20 protein-coding genes and 2 pseudogenes are annotated in these 23,497 nt (G+C 68.6%); 13 read left to right on the forward strand and 9 right to left on the reverse strand.

The features are described 5' to 3' along the window. The first annotated feature begins 30 nt into the window (after window positions 1–30). The 3 genes from OG510_RS36655 (at window position 31) to OG510_RS36665 (ending at window position 4,259) form a co-directional block, all read left to right on the forward strand. Entirely contained in the window at window positions 31–1,422 is a 1,392-nt protein-coding gene (locus OG510_RS36655) for an MFS transporter (RefSeq protein WP_406134613.1), read from the forward strand. A gap of 163 nt (window positions 1,423–1,585) precedes the next feature. Further along, on the forward strand, window positions 1,586–2,407 hold the full coding sequence (locus OG510_RS36660; RefSeq protein WP_406134612.1) for a N,N-dimethylformamidase beta subunit family domain-containing protein: 822 nt from the start codon (window positions 1,586–1,588) through the stop codon (window positions 2,405–2,407). Window positions 2,408–2,651: 244 nt separating this feature from the next. Next, window positions 2,652–4,259: a DUF4157 domain-containing protein gene (locus tag OG510_RS36665; RefSeq protein WP_406134611.1), complete on the forward strand. Its 1,608-nt coding sequence runs from the start codon at window positions 2,652–2,654 to the stop codon at window positions 4,257–4,259. 56 nt (window positions 4,260–4,315) lie between these two features. On the opposite strand, the gene OG510_RS36670 is transcribed toward OG510_RS36665, so the two are convergent. The 4 genes from OG510_RS36670 to OG510_RS36685 all read right to left on the reverse strand — a co-directional run bounded on the left by OG510_RS36670 (window position 4,316) and on the right by OG510_RS36685 (window position 7,941). Beyond that, window positions 4,316–5,440 carry an FAD-dependent oxidoreductase gene (locus tag OG510_RS36670; RefSeq protein WP_406134610.1) on the reverse strand — a complete coding sequence of 375 codons (1,125 nt, stop codon included), beginning with the start codon at window positions 5,438–5,440 and terminating at the stop codon, window positions 4,316–4,318. 2 nt (window positions 5,441–5,442) lie between these two features. Next, window positions 5,443–6,147, reverse strand: a complete 705-nt coding sequence (locus tag OG510_RS36675) for a TetR/AcrR family transcriptional regulator (protein WP_406134609.1) — start codon at window positions 6,145–6,147, stop codon at window positions 5,443–5,445. A 98-nt stretch (window positions 6,148–6,245) separates the two neighbouring features. Continuing rightward, window positions 6,246–6,383 carry a hypothetical protein gene (locus tag OG510_RS36680; protein ID WP_406134608.1) on the reverse strand — a complete coding sequence of 46 codons (138 nt, stop codon included), beginning with the start codon at window positions 6,381–6,383 and terminating at the stop codon, window positions 6,246–6,248. A 295-nt stretch (window positions 6,384–6,678) separates the two neighbouring features. After that, complete coding sequence (locus OG510_RS36685) at window positions 6,679–7,941, reverse strand: MFS transporter (protein ID WP_406134607.1); 1,263 nt, start codon at window positions 7,939–7,941, stop codon at window positions 6,679–6,681. A gap of 113 nt (window positions 7,942–8,054) precedes the next feature. On the opposite strand from OG510_RS36685, the gene OG510_RS36690 reads away from it, so the two are divergent. After that, window positions 8,055–8,432 carry an ArsR/SmtB family transcription factor gene (locus tag OG510_RS36690; RefSeq protein ID WP_406134606.1) on the forward strand — a complete coding sequence of 126 codons (378 nt, stop codon included), beginning with the start codon at window positions 8,055–8,057 and terminating at the stop codon, window positions 8,430–8,432. 560 nt (window positions 8,433–8,992) lie between these two features. Further along, window positions 8,993–10,209: pseudogene (locus OG510_RS36695) on the forward strand (IS110 family transposase). A 131-nt stretch (window positions 10,210–10,340) separates the two neighbouring features. Here OG510_RS36695 and OG510_RS36700 read toward each other — a convergent pair. The 4 genes from OG510_RS36700 to OG510_RS36715 all read right to left on the reverse strand — a co-directional run bounded on the left by OG510_RS36700 (window position 10,341) and on the right by OG510_RS36715 (window position 13,983). Further along, a complete protein-coding gene (locus tag OG510_RS36700; protein WP_406134605.1) occupies window positions 10,341–10,832 on the reverse strand; it encodes a nucleotidyltransferase domain-containing protein in 492 nt (163 codons plus the stop codon). A 317-nt stretch (window positions 10,833–11,149) separates the two neighbouring features. Beyond that, window positions 11,150–11,716: a dihydrofolate reductase family protein gene (locus tag OG510_RS36705; protein ID WP_406134604.1), complete on the reverse strand. Its 567-nt coding sequence runs from the start codon at window positions 11,714–11,716 to the stop codon at window positions 11,150–11,152. Between the two features lie 977 nt (window positions 11,717–12,693). Then, window positions 12,694–13,476 (reverse strand): maleylpyruvate isomerase family mycothiol-dependent enzyme, encoded by a 783-nt coding sequence (locus tag OG510_RS36710; RefSeq protein ID WP_406134603.1) that lies wholly within the window; start codon window positions 13,474–13,476, stop codon window positions 12,694–12,696. 300 nt (window positions 13,477–13,776) lie between these two features. Continuing rightward, on the reverse strand, window positions 13,777–13,983 hold the full coding sequence (locus OG510_RS36715; RefSeq protein ID WP_406134602.1) for a hypothetical protein: 207 nt from the start codon (window positions 13,981–13,983) through the stop codon (window positions 13,777–13,779). Window positions 13,984–14,356: 373 nt separating this feature from the next. Here OG510_RS36715 and OG510_RS36720 point away from each other — a divergent pair, with 373 nt between their 5' ends. The 3 genes from OG510_RS36720 to OG510_RS36730 all read left to right on the forward strand — a co-directional run bounded on the left by OG510_RS36720 (window position 14,357) and on the right by OG510_RS36730 (window position 15,926). Then, complete coding sequence (locus OG510_RS36720; protein ID WP_406134601.1) at window positions 14,357–14,875, forward strand: hypothetical protein; 519 nt, start codon at window positions 14,357–14,359, stop codon at window positions 14,873–14,875. Further along, complete coding sequence (locus OG510_RS36725; protein ID WP_406134600.1) at window positions 14,862–15,227, forward strand: winged helix-turn-helix domain-containing protein; 366 nt, start codon at window positions 14,862–14,864, stop codon at window positions 15,225–15,227. Before OG510_RS36720 ends, OG510_RS36725 begins: the two co-directional genes overlap by 14 nt. 318 nt (window positions 15,228–15,545) lie before the next feature. Continuing rightward, entirely contained in the window at window positions 15,546–15,926 is a 381-nt protein-coding gene (locus OG510_RS36730; protein ID WP_406134599.1) for a RidA family protein, read from the forward strand. Window positions 15,927–16,434: 508 nt separating this feature from the next. On the opposite strand, the gene OG510_RS36735 is transcribed toward OG510_RS36730, so the two are convergent. After that, window positions 16,435–16,566 (reverse strand): hypothetical protein, encoded by a 132-nt coding sequence (locus OG510_RS36735; RefSeq protein WP_406134598.1) that lies wholly within the window; start codon window positions 16,564–16,566, stop codon window positions 16,435–16,437. Window positions 16,567–17,210: 644 nt separating this feature from the next. Here OG510_RS36735 and OG510_RS36740 point away from each other — a divergent pair. From OG510_RS36740 to tuf, 5 genes and pseudogenes are all read left to right on the forward strand, one after another. Continuing rightward, window positions 17,211–18,860, forward strand: coding sequence for a helix-turn-helix domain-containing protein (locus tag OG510_RS36740; protein ID WP_406134597.1), 1,650 nt, complete (start codon window positions 17,211–17,213; stop codon window positions 18,858–18,860). Between the two features lie 410 nt (window positions 18,861–19,270). Continuing rightward, window positions 19,271–20,644, forward strand: a complete 1,374-nt coding sequence (locus tag OG510_RS36745; protein WP_406134596.1) for a helix-turn-helix domain-containing protein — start codon at window positions 19,271–19,273, stop codon at window positions 20,642–20,644. Window positions 20,645–20,647: 3 nt separating this feature from the next. Then, window positions 20,648–21,238: a hypothetical protein gene (locus OG510_RS36750; protein ID WP_406134595.1), complete on the forward strand. Its 591-nt coding sequence runs from the start codon at window positions 20,648–20,650 to the stop codon at window positions 21,236–21,238. Window positions 21,239–21,733: 495 nt separating this feature from the next. Then, entirely contained in the window at window positions 21,734–22,087 is a 354-nt protein-coding gene (locus tag OG510_RS36755; RefSeq protein WP_406134594.1) for a beta/gamma crystallin domain-containing protein, read from the forward strand. A gap of 266 nt (window positions 22,088–22,353) precedes the next feature. Then, a pseudogene (gene tuf, locus OG510_RS36760) lies at window positions 22,354–23,325 on the forward strand (elongation factor Tu); the annotation flags it as partial. Window positions 23,326–23,497: the final 172 nt, after the last annotated feature.

Genomic DNA, 23,497 nt, shown 5'->3' on the forward strand with positions numbered 1-23,497 from the left:
AACAACCGAACAGCACGAAAGGCCCCGCCCATGAGCACAGCCGCCGCGATACCGCCGACAACCGAAGGACCCAGCCCTCACACCCGCCGCTTTCTGCGGCGCCTGACCGTCGCCACGGGCGGGGGCATGTTCGTCGACGGGTTCGTCTTCGCCTCAGTGGCCTCCGCCCTCGCCGGCAGCGCCATGGCCCGCGACATCGGCGTCACCTCGACATGGAACTCGCTGATCTCGTCCTCGACACTGATCGGCACGTTCTTCGGCGGCCTGCTCCTCGGCTATGTCACCGACCGGCTGGGCCGGCGCCCGATGTTCACCATCGACCTCTCGGTCTTCCTGGCATCCGCCCTGCTGATGCTGTTCGTCACCTCCCCCTGGATGGTCTTCGCACTCGGGCTCGTCATGGGCCTCGCCGTAGGGGCCGACTACTCGATCGGCTCTCCGCTCCTCGCCGAATTCGCACCCAGCGAGAAACGCGGACACTACCTGGGGATCCTCGAAATCCTCTGGAACGTCGGCTACGTGATCGCCTACCTCCTCGGCTACATCATCAACACCACCTGGCCGGGCGCCTGGCACATCACCCTGGCCGCCAGCGCCGTCCCCGCGGTGTTCTGCCTCCTGATCCGCCACGGCCTGCCCGAGTCACCGCGCTGGCTGATCTCCAAGGGCCGCAGGGACGAAGCCGTGGCCGTCATCGAGCGCGACCTCGGAACCACCCTGGACAGCGAGGACTTCACCTCCGAAGAGGCCGAACAGACGCGCTACCGCGAGCTGTTCTCAGCCGCATACCTGCGCCGCACCGTGTTCGTGTGCACCTTCTGGATCTGCATCGTGCTGCCCTACTTCGCGCTCACGTTCTTCCAGCCGACCGTCCTGCGCGCCATCGGCCTGGGCGGCAACGCACTCGCCGGCGCACTCATCGGGACCGTCGTCGCCCTGACCGGCGCGGCCACCGGCTGGTGGCTCGTCGACCGCACCGGGCGCCGCACGATCCTGGTCTGGCCGATGTTCGGCTGCGCGCTCGCCCTGTTCCTGGTGAGCCTGGGCCATGTGCTGCCGGTGTGGCTGGCCACCGTGTGCTTCTTCGGCTACCTGTTCTCGTACGGGATCATGAGCATCCTCCCCGGCATCTACCCCGACGAGGTCTTCCCCACCTCGATCCGCACCTCCGGAGTCGGCCTGGCCTCCGCCGCCAGCCGCATCGGCGCGGCGATCGGCACATTCCTGCTCCCGGTCTCCCTGGACCACCTCGGCCTGAGCTGGTCCATGATCTTCATGGCGATGGTCTCTCTCATCGGCGGCATCACGGCCCTGATGTGGGCACCGGAAACGAACGGCCGCCAACTCACCGCCACAGGACACCGCGAGGCCGACACCGGCGGCTGGTGGTCGACCAAACCGGCCCTGGCACAGGACAGCTGAGCACACCCGTACAGAGGCCGGGGCGCCGCCCGGCCGCACACCCGGCAACACCACCACCGCCCCCGAACGGGCGTCCCGCGCTGGTGGGGTGCCCCTGCCGGCTCATGATGACTCCGACGCGCGCACACCTGCACCGGGCAGGGCGGACTCGTGAGAGGTTCGGATGGGCGAGGACACGGAGCGGCACGACCGCCGCGCGGGCCACCCCGCGGACAGTGCCGGAGCCCGCCCGGACACGGACGGAGCCGGAACCCGCCCGGACACGGATAGTGCCGGAGCCGGCCCGGACGCGGACGGTACCGGAGCGGGCCCAGGCCGCCGGCGCTTCCTCGGGGCCGCCGCCGCGCTGGGCGCCGGCGGCCTCACGGCCAGCCTGGTGGCCGGATGCGGCACCTCACCGGGCGGCAGCACCGCCACCGCGCCCCGCCCCACCGCCACCGCCACCGCGCCCCGCCCCACCGCGTCGAGCTCGGCCGCCGCGCTGGAGTCCGCCGCCGGCGCGGAGCGTGCCAGACCCGGCAGCCCCGACTGGCGGATCCGCTCACAGGGCCCGCCCGAAGCGGTCCAGGGCTACACCGACAAGGTGAGCGTGCTGCCCGGCGAGGAGTTCGGGCTGCACGTCTCCACCACCGCCCCCGGCTTCCGGGTCTCGGCCTACCGGGTCACCCCGGGCGCGCCCACCCCGGCGCCCCTGGAGATCCTGGCCCACTCCCCGCTGGTGTGCGACGGCCGCGACAGCCACGCGGACTCCGCGTACTACACCGTCCCCAGCGGCGCCGGCGTCTTCTCCTGCGGGACGATGCGGTGGGTCGAGGCACTGATGGCCGCAACCCGGGACGGCGGCCGCCACCACGGGATGGACGCCAGGACACGGGCCTTCGTCACCCGCACCACCGAGAACCTGCTGCGGGCCTTCGCCACCGGCCCCGCGGCGACGACCCGGCCCGCGCCGAAGGACAACGTCCGCAGCGTGTACGCGAACTGACCCGCTCCCGGCAACACAACCCCACCCCACAACCCCCAACCCCACCCCGATCGCCGCAGGCTGCAGGCGTGCTCACGGAGGAACCCCGCAGGGCACACGGGGTACCCGAAAGAACGTGCGGCATTCCCTCCCGTCTCTTGTCGCGCGCGCCGGCGCCGTATAGACAGAGGACAGAAGGCAGAGGACGAAGAACCGACAGGCCGGACAACAGGCTTGCAGCGCACAGCCACGAAGGAGCCGGTACGTGCAGGAGCGGAAGCAGGACGCGGGCGCTGCGCAGCGACAGAGCAGCGAGTCGCACAGGCCCGCTGTGCTGCCGCACTCCGATACGCCCCGGACGGCGGCCGCTTTCACGGGACAGCTCCCGGACGGGCGCGGACACTCACCGGCGGCCGTCATGGCGTTGCAGCGTTCTGCCGGAAACGCCGCGGTGGCCCACCTGCTGGAGGTCCAGCGCCACGTTCACGGCTCGTCCTGCGGCCATGGCGAGACCCCGTCGAAGGAAGACCAGGCGCAGGGCCTGATGGCCGCGCCGGATGGGGCTCCCGTGCAGCGCCGGATGGCCGCGCACGACGTGCTGAGCCTTCCCGGTACGCCTCTGCCGGGGCCCGAACTGCACGACATGCAGGAGCGGTTCGGCGGCACCGACTTCAGCGACGTACGCATTCACAATGACGCGGCCGCGAAGAGGTCGGCGCAGGAGATCGGGGCCCGCGCCTACACCTCCGGCAGTCACATCGTCCTCGGTGAGGGCGGCAGCGACCGTCATACGCTCGCCCATGAACTCACGCATGTCGTCCAGCAGCGGCAGGGCCCCGTCCTGGGTACGGACAACGGCAACGGGCTGAAGGTCTCCGACCCGTCGGACCGGTACGAGGTCGCCGCCGAGGAGAACGCCCGGCGAGTCCTGTCCGGGGCCGCCCCGGCCGCGGGACAGACGGCCCAGCGCGCGCCGGCCGGCGACACGGACACCGCGCACACGCACACCGTTCACGCGCACACCGACACCGCGCACACGGACAGCGTTCACGCGCACACTGTGCAGCGCCGCAAACCGTCGGCCGACGCACCCACCGAGCACTACGCGACGAAGGCGCAGGACCACCCCGAGTGGCCCGTGTTCCAGAAGATGATGAAGGAGGGCGGCTTCCCGGCGGACGTGACCGAGACCGCCTGGCAGCTTCTGCTGGGCGGGGTCTCCGAGCAGGAGACCCTGAACCGGCAGTCGGCGGACGAGTCGATCGACTCCGCGGAGCGGCGTAAGATCCGGGCCTCGAACACGTGGTACCGGGAACTCGTCAATCTCGTGGGCGACCACCTGAAGATCACCACACCCACCCTGGCCCTCTGGTCCGGCGGCTTCGACGTGAGTGTCTACGCCCATGGGAAGGGGCATACGTCGCTGGAGTTCAGCCGGCTGGGGAAGATCATGGACCAGCTGGAGCTGAACGCCAACTGGAAGCTCCAGGCGCCGTTGTGGAATGTCCTGTCCACCGCGTTCGTCGAGCGGGCGACGGGACCTGTCCATGTATTCCTGCGGGCCTACAACCCCGACAGTGTCCTGATCGCGCAGGAGATTCCCCAACTGCGCCTGATCCAGCGGCTGAATCCCGCGGTGACTCTCCTGTGGCATCCGCTGTACACCCTGCCCGACGGGACGATCAAGGAGATCTCCGCCGATATGCGCCTCACCGGGAACGCGGAATACCGGAGCCGCGACAAGTGTGTGGGCGTGATGTACAACTACCTGATGCGTTTCCACGACGAGAGCAACACCAAGGCGTCGATGGCGTACGGGGAGATGAACGAGCTCCTCGCGAAGAACGTCAACCCGAAAGCGGAAGCGGTCTAGCCCGGGGCGGTGCAGCCCGGGCGGTGCAGCCGGAGGCGGTGCGGAGCTGTGCGGCCCTACGGTGTGGTGAAGAAGTCGACGAGGGCCTTGGGGGCTTCGTCGTTGAACAGCATGTCGAGCCCGTAGGCGGACTGGAGCGCTGATTCGGCGCCGCGGGGGAACATGGTCCGCTCGTACGCGGTGACGGCCTGCTCGATGTCGTCGTTGGCGATGATGGCGCGGGCGAGATCGGCGCCGTCGATGAGGGCGATGTTGGCGCCCTCGCCGGCGAACGGGGACATGAGGTGGGCGGCGTCGCCCACGAGCGTGATCCCCGGGACGCGGTCCCAGGTGTGTCCGGTGGGCAGCGCGTGGATGGGCCGCGGGATGATGGTGTCGTCGCAGTGCCGGATCAGGTCGGTCAGTGCGGGCGCCCAGTCCGCGTACAGGCCGAGCAGGGTCTGCCGGGCGGCCGCGGGGTCCTGTGCCCAGTCGACGCCGGTGGTGGCCGCCCAGTCCTCGGGGACCCGCAGGCCCAGGCCGAGCCAGATGTGGTCGCCGCCGTGTCCGCCGATGTACTTGTTGTCGGACGCGGCGAAGAGTGAGCCGCGCCCGACCAGTGCCAGGGCTTCGGGGTGTTGGGCGGGGGCGTCGTCGAGGTGGATCTCGACCATGGTGATGCCGGTGTAGAAGGGCTTGACCGGGGTCAGTGCGGCGCGGGCCTTGGACCACGCGCCGTCGGCGCCGACGACCAGGTCCGCCTGCGTGGTGGTTCCGTCGGCGAACTCCAGGACGGGTCCTGATTCCGCGGGGCTGACGCCGACGACCTTGCTGCCCCAGCTGATCACGCCGGGGTCCAGGGAGTCCACGAGCATCTTCCGCAGGATGGTGCGGTCGATCTCGGGGCGTCCGCCGGTACCGGTGTCGCGTTCGTCGATGAAGACCCGGGCCGATTTGTCCAGGACGCGCATCGCTTCGCCGCCCTCGTGGGTGTGCTGCAGGAACGTCTCGTAGAGGCCCGCCTCCTCGAGCGCGGTCCGGCCGGTGTCGTGGTGGATGTCGAGCGAGCCGCCCTGCTGGCGGCTTCCGGCACCGGCGTCACGTTCGTGGACGGTGCACGGGATGCCGTGGAGCTGGAGGATACGGGCGCAGACGAGACCGCTGAGTCCGGCGCCGATGATGGCGATACGGGGTGTGGGCATGGTCAGTTCCTTCTGTCGGTGGTACGTGAAGTGGCGGCGATGAGGCCGTCGATGAGCACGTTGAGGGCCCATTCCGCGCGGGCCTGCGGGCTGCCCGAGAAGAGCTGGTCGGCGAGGGCGGCGATGTGCGGGTACTGGTCCGGGGCGGTCGTGAAGCCCGGCGCCGCCGGCCGGCCGGCGGCGCCGGGGGGCGCGGTATCCGGTGATGTGCCCCCGTGCTCGGCTGCCACGGCGGCCGGATACTGCAGCAGGATGTCGACGCCCCAGGCCGCGGTCTGCCCGGTCACGCCGCCCCGGTCCAGCTGCTGGAGCACCGCTTCGACGAGGGCCGCGTAGTTCGGGCCGTCGGGGCGGGTCCGGATCGCCATCCGGGCGATCTCGGCGTGCGAGAGCAGGACCCGGCCGTAGTCGAGGAGGAGCGTCACCAGGCTTGCGCGCCAGGGCCGGGAGGTGCCGGGGAGAGAGACCGATCCCAGCTCGACGTCGAGTACTTGAGCGTGCAGGTCCTCGGTGTTGCGGACGTAGACGTACAGCGACGCGTGGCCGGTGTCCAGGGCCTTCGCGACGCTGCGCATGGTGACTTTGGCCAGGCCCTCCGAGCGGAAGATCGCCGCTGCGGTCGCGACGATCCCGTCCCGGGTCAGGGCGGGCTTGGCGGGCCGCTCGCGGCGGCTCCTGCCGGTTTCGGGGGTTCCGGTGTCCTCCATGCCTTCACCGTAACACGACCATGGTCGTAACGACCATGGTCGTGTTCGATGGGTGGGAGTGGGGTGGGGGTGGGGGTGGGGGTGGGGGTGGGGTGGATTCAGGCGTCGCCGGACAGCGTCGTGAGCACCATCGCGGCCAGGGCCGCGCGCTCCGGCATGCCGGAGACGAAGACGTCGTCGGCGCCTGGCGCATCGGGATGATGTACGACTCGATCGATGACCTCGGGGTCGAACACGTCCCAAGCCCGCCGGGCCTTCGGTGAACAGGCCGCCACGGTGCAGGCGCGTCCCGGCCAGGGCCGCACACTCCCTGGTCTCTGCGTCCTTCGGCTCGCAGCACGTCTCCGACGTCCCGTCCTCGGCAGCCGCGCGGATGTGGTGCCGCGCCGGCGGGATCTGAGCGCCCTGCTCTTCCGCGCGGTCCGGGCCGGCTGAGGGACTCGTAACGCTCTTCCGCGCACCGCGTGCCCGGGGGACGGCGCACCACCGCCGTCCAGCGGTGCACCGCTCCCCGGGCACGCGATGCTCCCGTTAGGCCGGGTCCGTCGCCTGGCGCCGGGTGGCGCGAACCACCAGGCCGCCGATGACCGCGAGGCCCATCAGGACGACACCGAAGACCGTGGCGCCGTTGGTCAGGCCCACCGTGTCGCTGAGGTAGCCGGCGGCGACGGGCAGAATGCCGGCCGGGATGTAACCACCCACGTTGAGCGCGGCATTGGCCTCGGCCAGGCGCTGTGGCTCAACGCTGGAGTTGAGCAGTGACAGGCCGCCGAGCTGGCCCATGCCCTGGCCGCCTCCGGCGAGCAGCGCGGAGATGATCAGGACTGCCACCGATGAGGTGTGCACGGCGACGATCAGCGTGATCATGCTCAGCGTGGTGCTCGCCGCGCCGGCCGTGAGAATGGTGCGCCGACTCAGCCGCCGCACGGCGAACTGGACCCCGGCGGCGGCGAGGAACATCACGAACGCCATGGCTCCGGCGACGATCCGGCTGGTCGTGCCGAGCAGCCCGGAGAGCAGCGAGGGGCCGAGCGAGAGCACGAACGATGTGGCGGTGATGCCCGGCGCGAATACCGCGATTCCCAGAGCGAGTTGACGGCCGTTGCCGCGCGGCACGCCGGGCACCCGCACCCAGGCACCCTTGGCGCGCGCCTCTGGACGCCGTACCGGCATGCGGAGCACCGCGAGCACCGCGGTGGCCAGGAGTACCGCCTCGACAGCGAAGACAGTAACCGTCGGCGCGGGCGCCGTCTCGGAAAGCCCCCCGGCCAGGAGCGGTCCGAGCCCGGCGCCGAAGACCATCGCGCAGGACGCGAGCAGGGCTGCGATCCGCTTGCGCTCGGGCCCGGCGACGTCGGTCACCGCAGCCATGCCGGCCGATACGACCGCGCCGACCGCGATCCCGCTGAACAGTCGCGCCACGATCAGCGCGGCGACGCTGGTGGCGGTCGCGAAGATCAGGCAGGCGGCCAGGGCGAGCCCCAGAGCGGGCAGTAGAACGGGCTTGCGGCCGACCCGGTCGGAGACCACGCCGGAGACCAGGAGTGATCCGATGAGGCCGACGATGTAGAAGGCGAACACCACGGTCAGGGTGCCCTTGGAGAATCCGATGTCGCGCTGCCACAGCACGTACAGCGGTGTCGCCGCGTTCGAGAGCACGAAGACGGCCGTGACCGGCCACGCGGCGAGCCATACCCACCACAGCGGCGCGATGACCCTCCCGCCCGCCTGCATGGTCGCTGTTCGGTGCCTCCCGTCGACGGCCTGGACGGATGCGGTCCGTGTCTCGGACATGACTGTTCCTCCCGATCGTCTCCTGCCGGCACCCCGGCAGTACGAGTAGAGTCGAACTTAGCATCCAGTACGATCGAAGTCGTACATAGGAATCGCGTTATGAGGAGTTGCCTATGCCCGCGCCCGCGGCCGACGCACCTGTCTTCAAGGTGCTCCCGGAGCCTTCCGGCCTGCCCGAACCGCTCCCCGAACCGGCGGTCGACGAACTGCGCCTCGAAACCGTGCTCGGCGCGCTCAGCGACCCTCTGCGGCTGACCATCGTCCGCAAGCTCCTCCTGGAGTCCGAGGACTTCGACCACACCTGCGGCTGGTTCGGCTTCGACCGCCCCAAGTCGTCCCTCACCCACCACTTCAAAGCGCTGCGCGGTGCGGGGATCACGCGCCAGCGCCAGTACGGGCTGGAGCGCCGTAGTCATGTGCGCGTCGACGACCTCAACGCACGCTTTCCCGGCCTGCTCGGCCTGGTGGCGTCCTGGACCCCGCACGCCTGACGAAGGATCACGGCACGTCTCCCGGCGAGGTGGCTCACCAACCACGCGTGGAAGGGCAACCGGCCCAAGAGCGTTGAAGGAACAGCAGTCCCTGCGGGTGCTCTGATGGGTTCTCATGACCGCCTGACCAGACGGTTCAACAGTGAGAGCAGCGATGATTCCCTGCGGCGGCGCTGGAACTGGCGACTCGAGGCGTTGGGCGAGGACCCGTTCAGTGATCCCCACCGCCCCTCCGAAGCCCGGGATCGGGCCGGTCCGCATATCCCGAAGCTGTCCTACTCACCGGCCTGTTCGCCCCCGTTATGTTTTCCGCGGCTCCGCAATGGGGCCGCTGGCCTCCGGGCCCGGCATGACTGTTGCCCCCTGTCGAAGGCATGACCTGGGGGGTGGTGTTCACCGGGCCCGAGAGGTGTCCGTCGGAGACGCTGATCAGAGGTCCGGCCACCGTCCGGCCCGGCGCAATGCCGGACAGTTCGCGGGCGGCAGGTCTGCATAACGTGGATGCGCGAGCACGACACCCAAGCCGAGGCCGGCACCGTCAACACCCCGGAAAGGGAACGATGTCCGAGATTGAAAATGTCGGCGTATTCCTGGGCCTGGACGTCGGCAAAAGTGCCCATCACGGTCACGGACTCACCCCGGCCGGGAAGAAGGTCTTCGACAAGCCCCTGCCCAACAGCGAACCCAGGCTGCGGGCCGTGTTCGACAAACTGGCCGCGAAGTTCGGCACCGTCCTCGTCGTTGTCGACCAGCCCGCTTCCATCGGCGCCCTGCCGCTGACCGTCGCGAGGGACGCGGGCTGCCGCGTCGCCTACCTGCCCGGCCTGGCCATGCGGCGGATCGCCGACCTCTACCCGGGCGAGGCGAAGACCGACGCGAAAGACGCCGCCGTGATCGCGGACGCGGCCCGCACCATGCCGCACACCCTGCGCTCGCTGGAGCTGACCGACGAGATCACCGCCGAACTCACGGTCCTTGTCGGCTTCGACCAGGACCTCGCCGCCGAGGCCACCCGCACGTCCAACCGGATACGCGGCCTGCTCACCCAGTTCCACCCCAGCCTGGAGCGCGTTCTGGGTCCCCGCCTCGACCACCAGGCCGTCACCTGGCTCCTGGAGCGCTACGGATCCCCGGCCGCCCTGCGCAACGCCGGCCGACGCAGACTCGTGGAACTGATCCGCCCCAAAGCCCCCGCATGGCACAGCGACTGATCGACGACGTCTTCGACGCCCTCGACGAACAGACCGTCGTGGTCCCCGGCACCGGCACCCTCGACATCGTCATCCCTTCTCTGGCCGCCTCCCTGACCGCCGTCCACACCCAGCGCCGGGCGATGGAAGCCCAGATCAACACCCTGCTGGAGGCTCACCCTCTTTCCCCGGTCCTGACGTCGATGCCCGGCGTCGGCGTCAGGACCGCCGCAGTCCTGCTGGTCACCGTCGGCGACGGCACCAGCTTCCCCACCGCCGCCCACCTCGCCTCCTACGCCGGACTCGCCCCCACCACCAAGCAGTCCGGCACCTCGATCCACGGCGAACACGCACCCCGAGGAGGCAACCGGCAACTCAAACGGGCGATGTTCCTGTCCGCCTTCGCCTGCATGAACGCCGATCCGGCTTCCCGCGCCTACTACGACAGGCAACGGGCCCGCGGCAAGACCCACACCCAGGCCCTCCTCCGCCTCGCCCGCCAACGCATCAGCGTCCTGTTCGCCATGCTCCGCGACGGCACCTTCTACGAATCCCGGACACCGAAGGGCGTCGAGCTCGCCGCATAACCTCAGCAACCCCGAACCACCCCAAACCCGGCAGGAGTGCCTTGACGAAAGACATAGAGGCACCCCCCCGCACTGGCGAGACCACGGCTACCTGCACCCCCCGAAGTGGCGCGGAGGCTTGGCCTCGTTCCTCAGAAGTGGGTGGTGATCCCGAAGACTCGCCGGAGTTGAGTCATGTCGTGCCGGTCGCGGTCCCTGGGCTCGTATCCCTGATGGAAGTAGACCTGCTGCTCGGCGGACAGACACGGGACGGGCGTTCCCTTGATGGTGCCGGTCACGAAGCACGAGGAGGGATAGATGAAGGGACGCTCCGGTTCGGGTGACGCCTGCACCGCCGTGCCGTCGTCGGCGAAGACGAGGGGATGAAGGTCGATCTCCCGGCCGTCCGGTGCCGTGACGACGAACCGGATGGGCCTCCAGCTCAGGCTCTCCTTGAAACTCGCCTCGGCGAGGGCCGCCATCACAGTGGCCTCCTGGTTTTGCCGATGCATCAGGTCCAAGTCGCTGTGGTGCCGGGTCTGTTCGCCGACCAGAGCGTCAATTCCCCACCCTCCGCCGATCCAGACCTCTACCTCTGCCCGCCGCAGCAGAGCCAGGACAGACAACACGTCTTCAGCCGTCATCACATGACGCAGGCTAGGAGCGATCACCTCGGACGGCGAGCGAATTCCTCCGACTGCGGCCAAGCCCTGCCTCGGCGGACTTACCAGGAAACTGTCCCCTTCAATGAGAACGGTGGGGCAGACGTCCCAGCATCCTGACGCACCCCAGCTCAGGGCGCACCGCCTCCGCCATGGTCGACGAGACGCGTCCCTGCGACCCGTGAGCCACAGCCGAGACGACCTGCCGGACCTGTCACGAATCCCACTCCAACCTGTCACCCCGCAGGGGCAACGGCCTTGCCTCTGCACGATCTAATGCGACGGGGGAGTGCTGCTGCTCAGCGCCTCGACTCGTACCTGGTCAGGACCACGCCGCCGGGAAACGTCCGCGTCTCCACCAGGTTCAGGTTCACCCAGCTGTCCAGCGCGGTGAAGAACGGCGTCCCGCCGCCGACCAGGACTGGATAGGCGGCGATCGCGTACTCGTCGATCAGCCCGGCGCGCATGGCCGCCCCGGCGAGCGTTGCGCCGCCGATGTTCATCGGGTCGCCGTCCCCGGCCTTGAGCCGGATGATCTCGGCGATCGCGTCGCCGGTGACCAGACGGGTGTTCCAGTCGACCTTGCCGATCGTCGAGGAGAACACCACTTTCGGTGTGTCCCGCCAGTTCCGGGCGAACTCGATCTCCGCCGGGGTGGCGTTGGGCTGCTGGTCGCCGGTCGGCCAGTAGGAGCTCATTGTCTCCCACAGCTTGCGCCCGTACAGCGACAGGCCACTCGCCTGCTCGTGGTCGAGCCACCACTGGAACAGCTCGTCGCTCGGCGGCCCGCCCCAGCCGATGTCAGCATCGGCCGCGGCGATATAGCCGTCCAGAGTCAGGTTCATGCCGTAGATCAGTTTCCGCATGGCTCAGCCTTCCGTTCGTGGCTGTCCGGCGTATGGACCAGCGCGGCGCGGAAAGCTCATCGGCGGGCGATCTGGGCTCGCTGGCAGCCTTTGTGCCCAGGGCTCAGCGTGGTGTAGTCGGCCGACTCGGACAAGCCGTCTGATCTCGACCTCGCGAGGAAATGCCACGGAGTTGAGACTGGTCATGGGTGACAAGGCCGTGTGAAACCAAGAACGCCCAGGTCACGCAAGATCGACATGTCATGAACGGTGAGCCCCTTCACCCGGCGAGCGCGCCGGCGAGCCGGCACCAGGGATCCATGCCTCCATCCTCGCCTCGGAAATCCTGGCACGCACCCCGGACGCGCGCACGCCGCATACTCGCCGGCGCTGCTTCGCTGGTCCCGTGAGGACGGCGTGTCGGCGTACTGCTGTGCGATGCGGTCACTTGACCATTCCCCAACGGAGACCAAGAGCCGGAGCTGGGCTCAGAAAACAAGACACTCGACTCAGACGATCGATTTCAAGCCGTCAGTGGTCATAGGCAGTCAGCGACCGCATGACGAGCTGGCCGGTGTGCTCGTTGTGCCGGATGGCAGCGGTCAGCGCGAGGCTTCGCTGGAGCACGCGGACGATCACCCCGCCTGGGGTGCGGCCGCGGTGCCGTTCGGGGGCAAGCCGGCCCTTGAAGGTCTCGTTAGATGGGCCCGGGCATGCCGCAGCCACCGAGCTTCGGAGGTGTAGCCGAACATGACCTGCATCATCGACAGCGTCACCAGTCCGGCATCGCTGAGCTGCGGCGAATCCATCAGCAGGTCGTCGGTCCTGACGTAGGGCGCGGTCGCGAGGGGGCATGCCTGACGTCACAACCTGACTGAGGATTCCCTCGTCCCATGCGCGCAGCCAAGCCTTGGAATCGATCATCCAGTGAGACCGCCACCGTTCGGTGCGAGTCCGTTGGCGATTCAAGCGGCCGGTTTGTGCGCGGTGGCGTGTCGTTACGCCCAGTCCTCCGGTTCCCAGGCGAGGAGCAGGTCGAGCAGCTCCGGGTCCCCGTCGAGTTGCAGGGGGTCCACCGAAACGCGGTTGTACAGCCAGAGGACCAGATCACTGGCCGTGCCGCGAATGGAGAGGCCCGCCGCGTCCGGGTCCTCGCCGGTGGCGGGCAGCCGGGTGGTCCGTGCACCGTCGCCGTCGGCCGTGAGGCGCCAGGAGCGGCCCTCGGTGGCGTGGAAGTCGAAGGCGGTGGGCTTGTGCGGCCAGGCGCTCGTCGTGAAGCTGGCGATGAACAGGTTCTCCTCGACACCGTCGAGCGCCACCTCGAGAGGCAGTGAGGCCGGCTCGCCCACGGTGAGCTGGGCGTCGTAGGTGTGCACCGCGATCTCCTGCACCTGGTGCCGGGCGACGCCACCGGCGGTGTGCGGCGTCTGCGTGTTACCCCAGCCGGTGAAGCAGCCCTGGTCCGGGCCGGCCTCCCCAAGGGCCTTCAGCAACAGCTCGGTTGAGTCGGCCAGCCAGGCCGGCACGGCCTCGCGCTCCTGCGGCGCGACCGCGTCACCCTGGGCCGGGGTCCTGGACGTGGCGTCCGGCCCGGCGGCGACGGTGGCGGCCCAGCGGCGGCGCCCCTCGCCGATGTGCTGCACCAGGTCGGACAGTGTCCACCCGGGGCAGGTCGGCACGGACAGGTCGAGGCTGGGGGCGGCGGCGATCGCGGCGCGGAAGGCAGTTGCACGTTCGTCGATCAGCCGCAGCAGATCGGGATACTCCAGAGTCTTGTGCACGGCGGTACTTCTATCATCTTGATTCATTTGCCCGACAGCGGTTTTCCCAGCCGGTACGGCGGGGGAGTCCGGCCCAGGCGAGCCCACGCTCGGGGCTTCCGCTACGCCACAGCCGAGCCCCGAGCCCCGAGCCCCGAGCCCCGAGCCCCGAGCCCCGAGCAACTCCCAGGTCCGAAAGCGGCTTTACGCCGTCTGCCGGTGCTGCTCGTCCCCTGCTGCTGCCGACAACCGCACCAGGAGACCGTGTTCTTGCCGTTCAGCGCCTCAACGCGCAGCCCAGGACCCCTTTGGAATCAATCATCAGTCTTCGGGGGCGGACTCGGTGTGCCAGTTGTCCGGGGAGACGGCCTGCGGGGCGATGTCCTGATACTGGTTCCCCGGCATGGCCGCCGCGACATCCGAGGTGGACCAGGAGTGGTCCGAGCCAACGGACGTAAAGGGCGTGGCGGCGAGCACGCCACCGGCAAGCAGAGCCGTAACGGTCAAGGCCGCGATCTTGTTGCCCATGGTGTGAATCCTCCCCGCCCGCCCGGACCGTCCGGCAAGCTTCGACAACTCTGACGTAGGCGGATAAACAGATGCTTGACGCCTTATTCAGCCGCGTAGGGGCGTCTCGTGACCAGGCTTCGCCCGGCCCTTCCCGGATCGCCCCCTCTCCGGCCATGCCGTGGTGACACGCGCCCGAGCCGGCCGGCGCACCGCCGCCCTGGCCACCCTCCTCGCCCGCCCGGGGCGCACGCCATGTGGCCCGGCCCTGTCCACCGTTCGACGGCCACGCCCCTGCTCTGCGGCCACCATCCGACGTTTGACACTCCCCTTTCAGGCAACTACTTTCCTATCAGGAAACAGGTTCTGATTGAGAAACACCAAGGAGGCCATCATGACCCGAAACCCCACACCCGCCGAGGCATCAAGGGCGCTCCAGGACGTCCAGCAGCGGCGGGAGGAGGCGCTCGGCTCGGCGCGGGACTCGCGCTGGGTCGCCGTCCTCTTCGGCATCGCCGTTTTCGCTCTGCTCGCCGCGCCCGACTTCTTCGGGCAGGGCGTCGAGTCCGCGGTGAACGTCGCCTTCGCGGCCGTGGCCGTCGCCTACGCGGCACTGCTGCGCAGCAGGCGCGGTTCGGCGCTGCTGGGGCGGCGGACCAAGGTGCGGCAGGACGCGGTCTCGCCCCGGTTCGCACTGTGGAGCAGGGTCATCATCCTGACGGTTCTGGCCGTCGGCATCGTCGCCGCCTTCGTGCCGCACCCGGGCCTGTCCGTCCCGTACGCGCGGACGATTGCCGGCGCGGTACTGGGCGCGGTCCTGATCCTCTTCGGGAGCCGTCTCCAGAGTGCTCTCGCCTCTCTTGCCACGGGCGCAGGGCGCGGACGATCCGGGGCGCTCGATGGATCGGCCTGACTTCGACCCGGTGCTGCTGGACCCCACCCGCCTGTCGATCGTGTCGTTGCTCGTCGGCACCGAGTGGGCGGAGTTCGGCTGGGTGCGCGAAGCGGCGGGACTGTCGGCCTCCGCACTGTCCAAGCAAGTGGGCACGCTCGGCACCCACGGATACGTCGACGTGGAGAAGGGCTACGTGGGCAAGCGCCCCCGCACATGGCTGAACCTCACCACCGCGGGCCGCGAAGCCCTGGAACGCCAGGTCACGGCATTGCAGAAGATCGTCGACGACTCCCGGGCAGAGGGCTCCGAAGCACGAGTCCAGAACCCCGGACCCGGCGAACGCGGCGGGCGCACCACGCACGGGACGTGACGGTGCACGGGAGGTGAGCGTGCGCGGCGGCGGGACGCGAAAGCTCGCGGCACCCGGACCGCCAGAGCGACGGTCGGACAACCCGCATCACTGGCCACTGGGTGAAACCCGGTCATGAGACGTGCAGTGGTCCGAACCCACCCGGTTCACAGTGCTGGTGGCCACGCCGGACACGGCATCTGCCCAACAACGCATCGCCCTGACCCCCCAACGTCAACGCCGACGGGCGTCGGACCGGCGAGACGATCGCACCCAACTGGCCGCGTGATACCGCGTGATACCGCGCGGAGCTCGACGACATCGCGAAGAAGGAGCCGAATGATCAGCCGCAACCCCCAGAACGTGCACGCTCCGGTCGCGGACTACGCCCATCAGATCGAAGTGAGCGCACCCGGCCGCTGGCTCGTACTCTCGGGACAGATCGGGATGCGACAGGACGGCAGCGTGCCACCGGACCCCATCGAACAGATCGACGTAGCCCTGGAGAACCTCCGGAGCAACCTCGACGCCGCCGGCATGGTGGTGAGCGACCTGGTGAAGCTGACCTTCTACCTGGTCGGCGACATGGACCCGGCGGCACGGCGCGCCACCGTCGCTCAATTCCTCGGCGGCCATTTGCCCACAACCACGCTCCTCTACGTCAGCGCCCTGGCCGCCCCGGCACTGCGTGTCGAGGTCGACGCGTGGGCGTTTCAGTGACATCCGCAACGAGTTCAGCTGTACTCCGGCGGCGTTCCTGGCCTGTTTTTTGCGGAATCGCAACCGTATGCCTCGGGGTTGGAATGCTCGCGGCGGTGCTTAAAGTGAGCTCACTGGTCGATCACTTCAAAGGCTCTAGCGACAAGGCGGAGCGCAAGATCAATAATTGGCTGCACTCCACACGCGCGGTGCACGAACAAAATGCTGCCGCGCCGCAGGTCCGCTGGACGCGTTGCCGGAGTGCTGACGCCTCTCTCGTCCTGTGCGCTGCTGTATCGGGTGCAGGCGCTGTCTGGATGGTGCTCAGCGGCAGTTGACAGCCTTAACCGCCTGATCGCGACGGTTCGGAAGGCGTTGGACTCGTCGTGGCCGGAGCCTCGTAAGAAGCTGCCGCCCCGAGCCGCGACCTTGGACCCGTATCTGCCCGAAAAGCAGCCGGTACCTCGACCTCGAAATGGCTCGCCGGATAACTGGCGAGCCATCACGAACGAGTCGAAGCAGGAATCGACTAGGAACAGGTTCCGTAGTTTTGATGCTGCACGCGAGCGGTGTACTGGTCGCTCACCTTGACCCACACCCGGTCCTTGTGCGAGCGGTTGTACCAGCGGTAGTAGCGGTGGTAGAAGCTGGTGAACTCCACCTTGTAGCACCACCCGGCATCGACACGGAATGTGTCCCAGTCCTGGTTCTTGGGCGTCCCCTGCCCCGAATATATCCACTTGAATTTTTGAGGTACTTTCTTGCTGCCCGCCTTTGAGCTGCACTTCGGGGTCGAGTCCGTCCAGTCCCCGTTACCGCCGCCCCCGCACCAGTTCCGGGCCACGTAGACGGGTCCCGGAGTCTCATCCACCGTCCTGGAACACCCGAGAACGGTGCAACTGGCGTCCGCGTGAGCCGATGGCGCCGCGGCGAGCGAAAAACCCAGCAGCGTGGCCAAGAATATCGCGGCCGGAACAGCCTTCTGCTGCCTGCGGAGATCAAGGACTGATCGCATTTTCTCCCCTGTCCACTGTGATGGCGTTCTGAACGGGCACAGCGCTTCCAGTTTGGTTTTCCTGCCTTCGGATCACGTGCTCAGGCAGCGAGTCAGCAGGAACCGCCGCATGTCAGAGCCGCGGGCCACGGTCGCCGCGGGCCACGGCACATCGAGCGTGCCGGGCGGTGCAACTGCGCGGCAAGGCTTCGGCGTCCCTGGCAGGGGAAGGGATGAAACGAGGCCTCTGACCTGCTCCGACGGGGCGGCCTGGGACGCCGGAGTGGGGATGCGTATCGGGGAGTTGGGGAATGTCCGATCTGGCGGGACGCCTGCATGAGCTGAAGCAACGCAGTGGTAGCAGCTACGCCGAACTTGCCGTTCGATGCGGAATCAGTACCTCCACCCTGCACCGCTACTGCCGGGGCCAAGTCCTGCCGGACAGCTACGGGATGGTCGAGCGCATCGCCCGGACCTGTGGAGCCGAACGGGCCGAGCTCTACCAGCTGTGGGAACAAGCCGACGCCGCCCGGGCCGGAGCAGCCGCTGAATCCGTCCCCGCCCCTCACGATGCCGGCGAGGCACCCGCCCCGGCCCCGATACCCGTGCGGGACGCGGGTGTTCCGTGGTTTCCCGGTCGGCGGTCCGGCCGGGTGCGGTGGTTCGCGTTCGTGAGCTGTCTCCTGCTCACCCTGGTTTTCGGGGCGACGGCGTCGTCTCCCGCCCGGCACCATGACGCGCGGGCGGTTCAGCGCGTATCGGGCCCGGCCTGGTCGCAGTACCCGTCCGCGGTGCCCTCTGTGTTCTACGGGGTGACGATGAACAACGGCAGCGGGGCGATGCCCACGTTCCGTGTGGGGGCGGTCCGGCTGTGGGACAGCGAGACCCGCTGGGCACAGGTCGAGCCCGCACGCGGCCGGTACGACTGGACTGTCCTGGACCGGCTGGTTAACGGGGCTGAGCACGCACACCTCCCGGTCCTGTACACGTTCGGAGCGACCCCGTCGTGGGCAGCCCCGGATGCGCCGCTGGGCCCGTACACCGACAGGTCACGTGTAGCCCCGCCTGACGACATCAACGACTGGGTCGACTTCGTCCGGAAGGTCGCCACCAAGTACGCGGGCAGGATCGGGGCATACGAACTATGGGCCCTCGCGCCTTCCCCGCATTTCTTCACCGGCGACGCCGCGACGCTCGCCCGCATGACCCAAAGGGCCGGCGCCGTGATCCGGCGGGCCGACCCGAAAGCAACGGTCGTGTGCCCCTCCATGGGAAATCTCTGGGAGCCGGCATCGCTTCGGTTCCTGCGCGACTTCGCGGCAGCCGGCGGCTACCAGGACTGTGACGTCGCCGGAGTGAAGCTTTCTCCCCGCAGCGACGGCGACCCTCCGGAAACCTTCATCCGCCTCGCCCAGACCATCGAAAAGACCTTCCACGAAGCCGGAGTACACCCCCGCCTGTGGAACACCGGAACCACCTACCGCATCCCTGAGGACCAGCCACTGGACCAGGCCGATGCCATCGCATACGCGGCGCGCTTCTATCTGGTCGGCATGTACCTGCGCTACGACCGCATGTACTTCTACAACTGGGGCGGCACGAAGATCCCGCTCGTCCTCCAGGCCGCCGGTGGTCAACCGACGGCCGCCGCCCGTGCGGTGGCCGTACTGCAGCACTGGCTTGCCGGGGCCCGCATCACGTCATGCGGCCACGGACAGCAGGACGGGCTGGCCGGCCCGATCTGGGAGTGCCGCTATCTCCTGGCCGCAGCAGACGGAAAGGCATCACTCCCGGCCGTCATCCGCTGGACGGAATCCGGAACCGCATCCATGCCCGTCGACCGCGGCGCACACACCGTCCAGTCCCTGGACGGCACCACAACCTCAGCCCCACACACCTTGCGCATCACCGGGCAACCCGTATTGATCACACTCTCCGAGGAAGCAGGAGACACTCCGTGATACGCGGGGACGGCCCCCTGCCCACATCGCACGACGGGCAGGACCTGTCCGGGCCACGGACGGCCTGCTCGTTGCTGCGACGGCACTCCTCGGAACGGATGTCTACGGCGTAGCCCTGGGCCTCGCGGTTCTGCGGCGCGGCCGTGCTGGTCGCTGGTGTCGTGCCGGCCCCGTTCGCCACCCGTCCCCGCACCACCAGCAGCCCGGCCAACGGCCAGTCGTACTTCGCGTACTTCGCGACCGCGGGGCCGGACGCCATCACCGGCGTCCTGGCAGCGGACCGGCACCCCGCCCGGCTCCAAGCGCTTCGCCGGGGCACGCTCAGGCCGAGCGGTTTTGTACGCACTCCGACTGCATGCCTAAGCCGCAGCGTGAATGCGGTATCCGCATGCGATAGGTACTGTGTGGGTATGCTGATGAGCACCGAGGAAACGCTGCGGGTGACAGTGGCCGCGATCGCGCACCGCACCGGTGAGCAGCAGTCCGTCCTGGCCGCCGCCCTGGGCCTGACGCAGAGTCAGATCAGCCGTAGGCAGCGCGGACAGGCCGCATGGACCCTGACGGACGTCGACCGCCTCGCCGAGCACTGGGGGATGCCCGTACTGGATCTGCTCGCCGGTCCCACGCACGCCATGACGAAGCTGCCCGCGGACCGCATCGCGGGCGGCGGCACACAGACGCTGATCCCGCTCGACGCCCGGGCCCCGGCGCCCCGGCGCACCCCGGCTCCGACCCCCGCCGCGGCCGAGGCCAAGGCGGCGCCGGCCCCGGAGCCGGCCGCACCACCTGCCCCGAAACGGGTGGCCGCACCACCGCCCCCGAGGCGGGTGGCAGCGCCCGCCGGCCCGCTCGCCGACCGTGTCCACGCCCGCGTACGGGCTGAACTGACCGCGCATGAAGGGGACTTGGAAGCGGCGCGGAACGCGCTCATCAAGTCGGCGGTCCCGGACGTGATGGCACTGTTCGCGGCCTCGCGGGTAGGCGGCCGCTACGAGCACTCCGAGTTCCCGCCCACCGCGGCGATCCTCACGAAGGCGCGACAGAGGGGCGCGGACCAGGTCTGGGAAGCCCGCCCGAAATGGCGCTCCGAGGAACTGCACCGCGCCGCACGCGGCGGCCACGTGACCCTCGAAGTGACCGCCCTGGACATGAACGCCGCCTACCTCAGTGCGCTGAAATCATGGCTGCCGATCGGCAAATTGGTGCACTCCGAAGGCGGGTATCACGACGCGAAGCGCTCCGGCATCCACCGGGTCACTCCGGCCGCCTGGGAACAGCCGGACCTGCCCTCACCACTCGGCGCACGCAAAGAACCCGGAGACCTGTGGGTCACCGAACCCACACTCCGCCTTCTGCTGCGCTGCGCGAAGCTCGGCTACTGCGACGCACCCGTCATCCACGAATCCTGGACATCCGGCGCCTCCGAAGGACTCCTGGAAAAGATGCGCCGCGCACTCGCCGAAGTACGCAAGGACGCCATTTCCAGGAATGACGAAGTGGCCCTGGAATACGTGAAATCCATGTATTCTAAGTTCGTGTCCACTATCGGCGAGAGCAGCGCGAACCGGGAGATCCGGCGACCCGACTGGATGCACATCATCCGCTCCCAGGCATTCGCGAACCTGTGGCTGAAAGCGCATAAAGCCCACACGTCAGGGCTGACGGTCGTTCAAATGTCAGGCACCGACGAACTGCATATCGCCGGAGACTGGAAAACGGTGTTCCCGGAAGGCCGAGACCTGACCCAGGTCAAAGCCAAAGCCATCTACACACTGGGGGAGTAGTCCGTGTCCGGCGGAGCAACCGACCTCTGGGGCCAATGGCAGAAACACGGCGCCCAGGGACTGAGCGGCGCCCAGGCACTCGCCACCGAGCTGGACCGCATCACCCGCGAAGGCGCCATCGCCTCACCCGTCACCACCAACCGCGGCCTCTTCGCCCGCCTGCGCTACCTCAACACCCGCCCCGGACGCCAAGTCCTCACCCAGCACGGCGTATCCACCCGCCTCCTGCGCTCCTGGCAGCGAGGAGCGCACCCCAGCCGCCCCAAGCTCGAAGCCGTCGACCGCGCCTACCAGGAACGCCGCAAGAACAACCTGGTGCGCTCGGGCACGCTCAAGCGGCTGCTGGACAACGAAGGCCGCGGCCGCCGTATCGAGATCTACCCCGTCGACCAGGCCACCGTCCCCGAGCAGTACCGCCGGGCGAACCTCAGCGAGCGCTCCGTGCAGGCGCGTTACGTCTGGGACGACATGGTCGACGCCTGGGGCAAGGGCGACATGGGCACCCTGGACGAGATCTGGGACGACATCATCACCGACCTCGACTCCGACTACGCCGCATACGCCTACGTCGGAGCCATCGGAATCGGCGCCTGACGACCACACCGGTCTTACCCGTCAGAAAGCGCCCTCCGCCCCGCCATGAGTGTTCCGGACGGCCGCACGGGATGGTCTGCCCCGAGTGAGCCAAGGGCTGCGGCTGCGCGTACGGCCGCACCGCTCGCGGAGATGCGGGCCGCGACCGGCGGCCAGGGAAACGATTCGGGAACGGCACCGCTGGCAGGGATCCGCTGCGATACGCAAGCGGAGAGTGTGCGCATTATGCGGATTATAAAACCACCGGCATTCGCAGATTTGGACATTCGAGGGATGGAAACCGGCCTCTGCGGCAACGCCGGCGGCCGTATGCGCCGTCCGTGCAGGACTCTCTGCCGAGTAAGTAAAAGATGAGGCAGAGATGGCTGATCTGCAGGGTGAATATCGCTGGCGTTGACCACCCCTGGCCTGGTTCCTGGCCTGGCCTCTGGCCTCCGGATCCAGGCGCACTGCGATGAAAAGCCCCTGGTCCGCCATCCAGAGCAAGGAGGATCTGTGATCTCACAGTTGAAGAAGGCCACACGTTCTGCGGCCGTGGCCCTCGCGGTGGCCGCCGCGTTCACCGTCACCATGCCGGCCAGCAACGCTTTCGCCATCGATAAGGTCGCCTGCCGCGGCGGTGAGAACTTCCTGAAGATCTGGTCGCACAGCGGCGGCACCCAGCGTGTCGACTGCTACGCGAACCGCGGGAAGACGTCCTTCGGCGGATGGTGGGTGGACAAGATCTCCACAGGGAACAACGACCTGATCTACTACGACAACAATGGCGACTCGGTGAAGGTCGACAGGTGGCATGAGATCTCCTTCCCGAATCGCCCGCCGAAGGTCAACGCAATCGAAATTCTGTGACGTCCTCACCAGGTGAGTCCGAAGAGCAGCCGTTCTCCTGGACTTCGAGCCGTGCGTAACGCCGGTTCGGCGGATATACGGTGCCGGTTCCCCCGGCCGTGAACCCGTTTCCGTATGGCTCGCCGAGCCGGCTGCGCCTTCGCGGTGTGGCCGGCGCCGGTACCCCGGCATCAGGTGGCTCCGTGACGCAAAGGACCGGCGGTGGCTGCGCGACCGGCGTGGTAGGCAACGGCTTGGGCGGACGTAAGGCCCGCCCCGTCGATGTCCACTACTCACACGTGGACTGCCCCGGCCACGCCGACTGCGTCAAGAACATGATCACCGGTGCGGCACGGCTGGACGCAGCGATCCTGGTCGTCGCCGCCACCGACGGCCCGATGCCGCAGACCCGGGAGCACCTTCTGCTGGCCCGCCAGGTCGGAGTGCCGCGCATCGTCGTCTTCCTCAACAAATGCGACTTGGTCGACGGCGAGGAGTTGGTCGAGCTGGTGGAGATGGAGGTCCGGGAGCTGCTCTCGCAGTACGGCTTCCCCGGTGACGACGTGCCGGTCATCCGCGGCTCCGCGCTCAAGGCCCTGGAGGGCGAGGCGGAGTGGGAGGCCAAGGTCCTTGAACTGGCAGGGGCCCTGGACACCTACGTACCCGAGCCGGAGCGGGCCATCGACAAGCCGTTCCTGATGCCGGTCGAGGACGTCTCCTCCATTCCTGGTGGTGGCGCCGTCGTCACCGGCCGCATCGAGCGCGGCGTCATCAGAACCGGAGAGGAGATCGAGATCGTCGGGATCAAGGACACGGTCAGGTCGGCCTGCGCCGGTGTCGAGATGTTCCGCAAGTCGCTGGACGAGGGGCGAGCCGGTGAGAACTGCGGGGTGCTCCTGCGCGGCATCAGCCGCGAGGACATCGAGCGGGGCCAGGTCCTGGCCAGTCCCGGCTCGGTCAAGCCGCACACACAGTTCGAGGCCGAGCTCTACATCCTGAGCAAGGAGGAAGGCGGCCGCCACACGCCCTTCTTCAAGGGCTACCGCCCGCGGTTCCACTTCCGCACCACGGACGTCACCGGTGCCATCGAGCTGCCCGAAGGCGTTGGAATGGTCATGCCCGGTGACACCATCAACATGGAAGTCACCCTGATCCACTCCATCGCCATGGAAGCCGGGCAGCGGTTCACCATCCGTGAGGGTGGCCGGACGGTGGGCGCCGGCGTAGTGGCCAAGGCCGGAGCGCGGCAGGAACCGTAGGCGCTCGTGCCCATCGGCACGTGATCTTCGGACGCTGTCTTCTGCGGGTCCCTCGCACGTGACGCCGCGGAACACCGAACCCCCGCTACCTCGATGCGCCCGTCACCCAACTCCGCGCCGAGGCCACCAGATCCGGGACGAGGACGCCGCCCGGCTCTCCCCGTTCGAGGAA

Source organism: Streptomyces sp. NBC_01089 (assembly GCF_045162975.1).
In the GTDB taxonomy this organism is placed as follows: Bacteria; Actinomycetota; Actinomycetes; order Streptomycetales; family Streptomycetaceae; genus Streptomyces.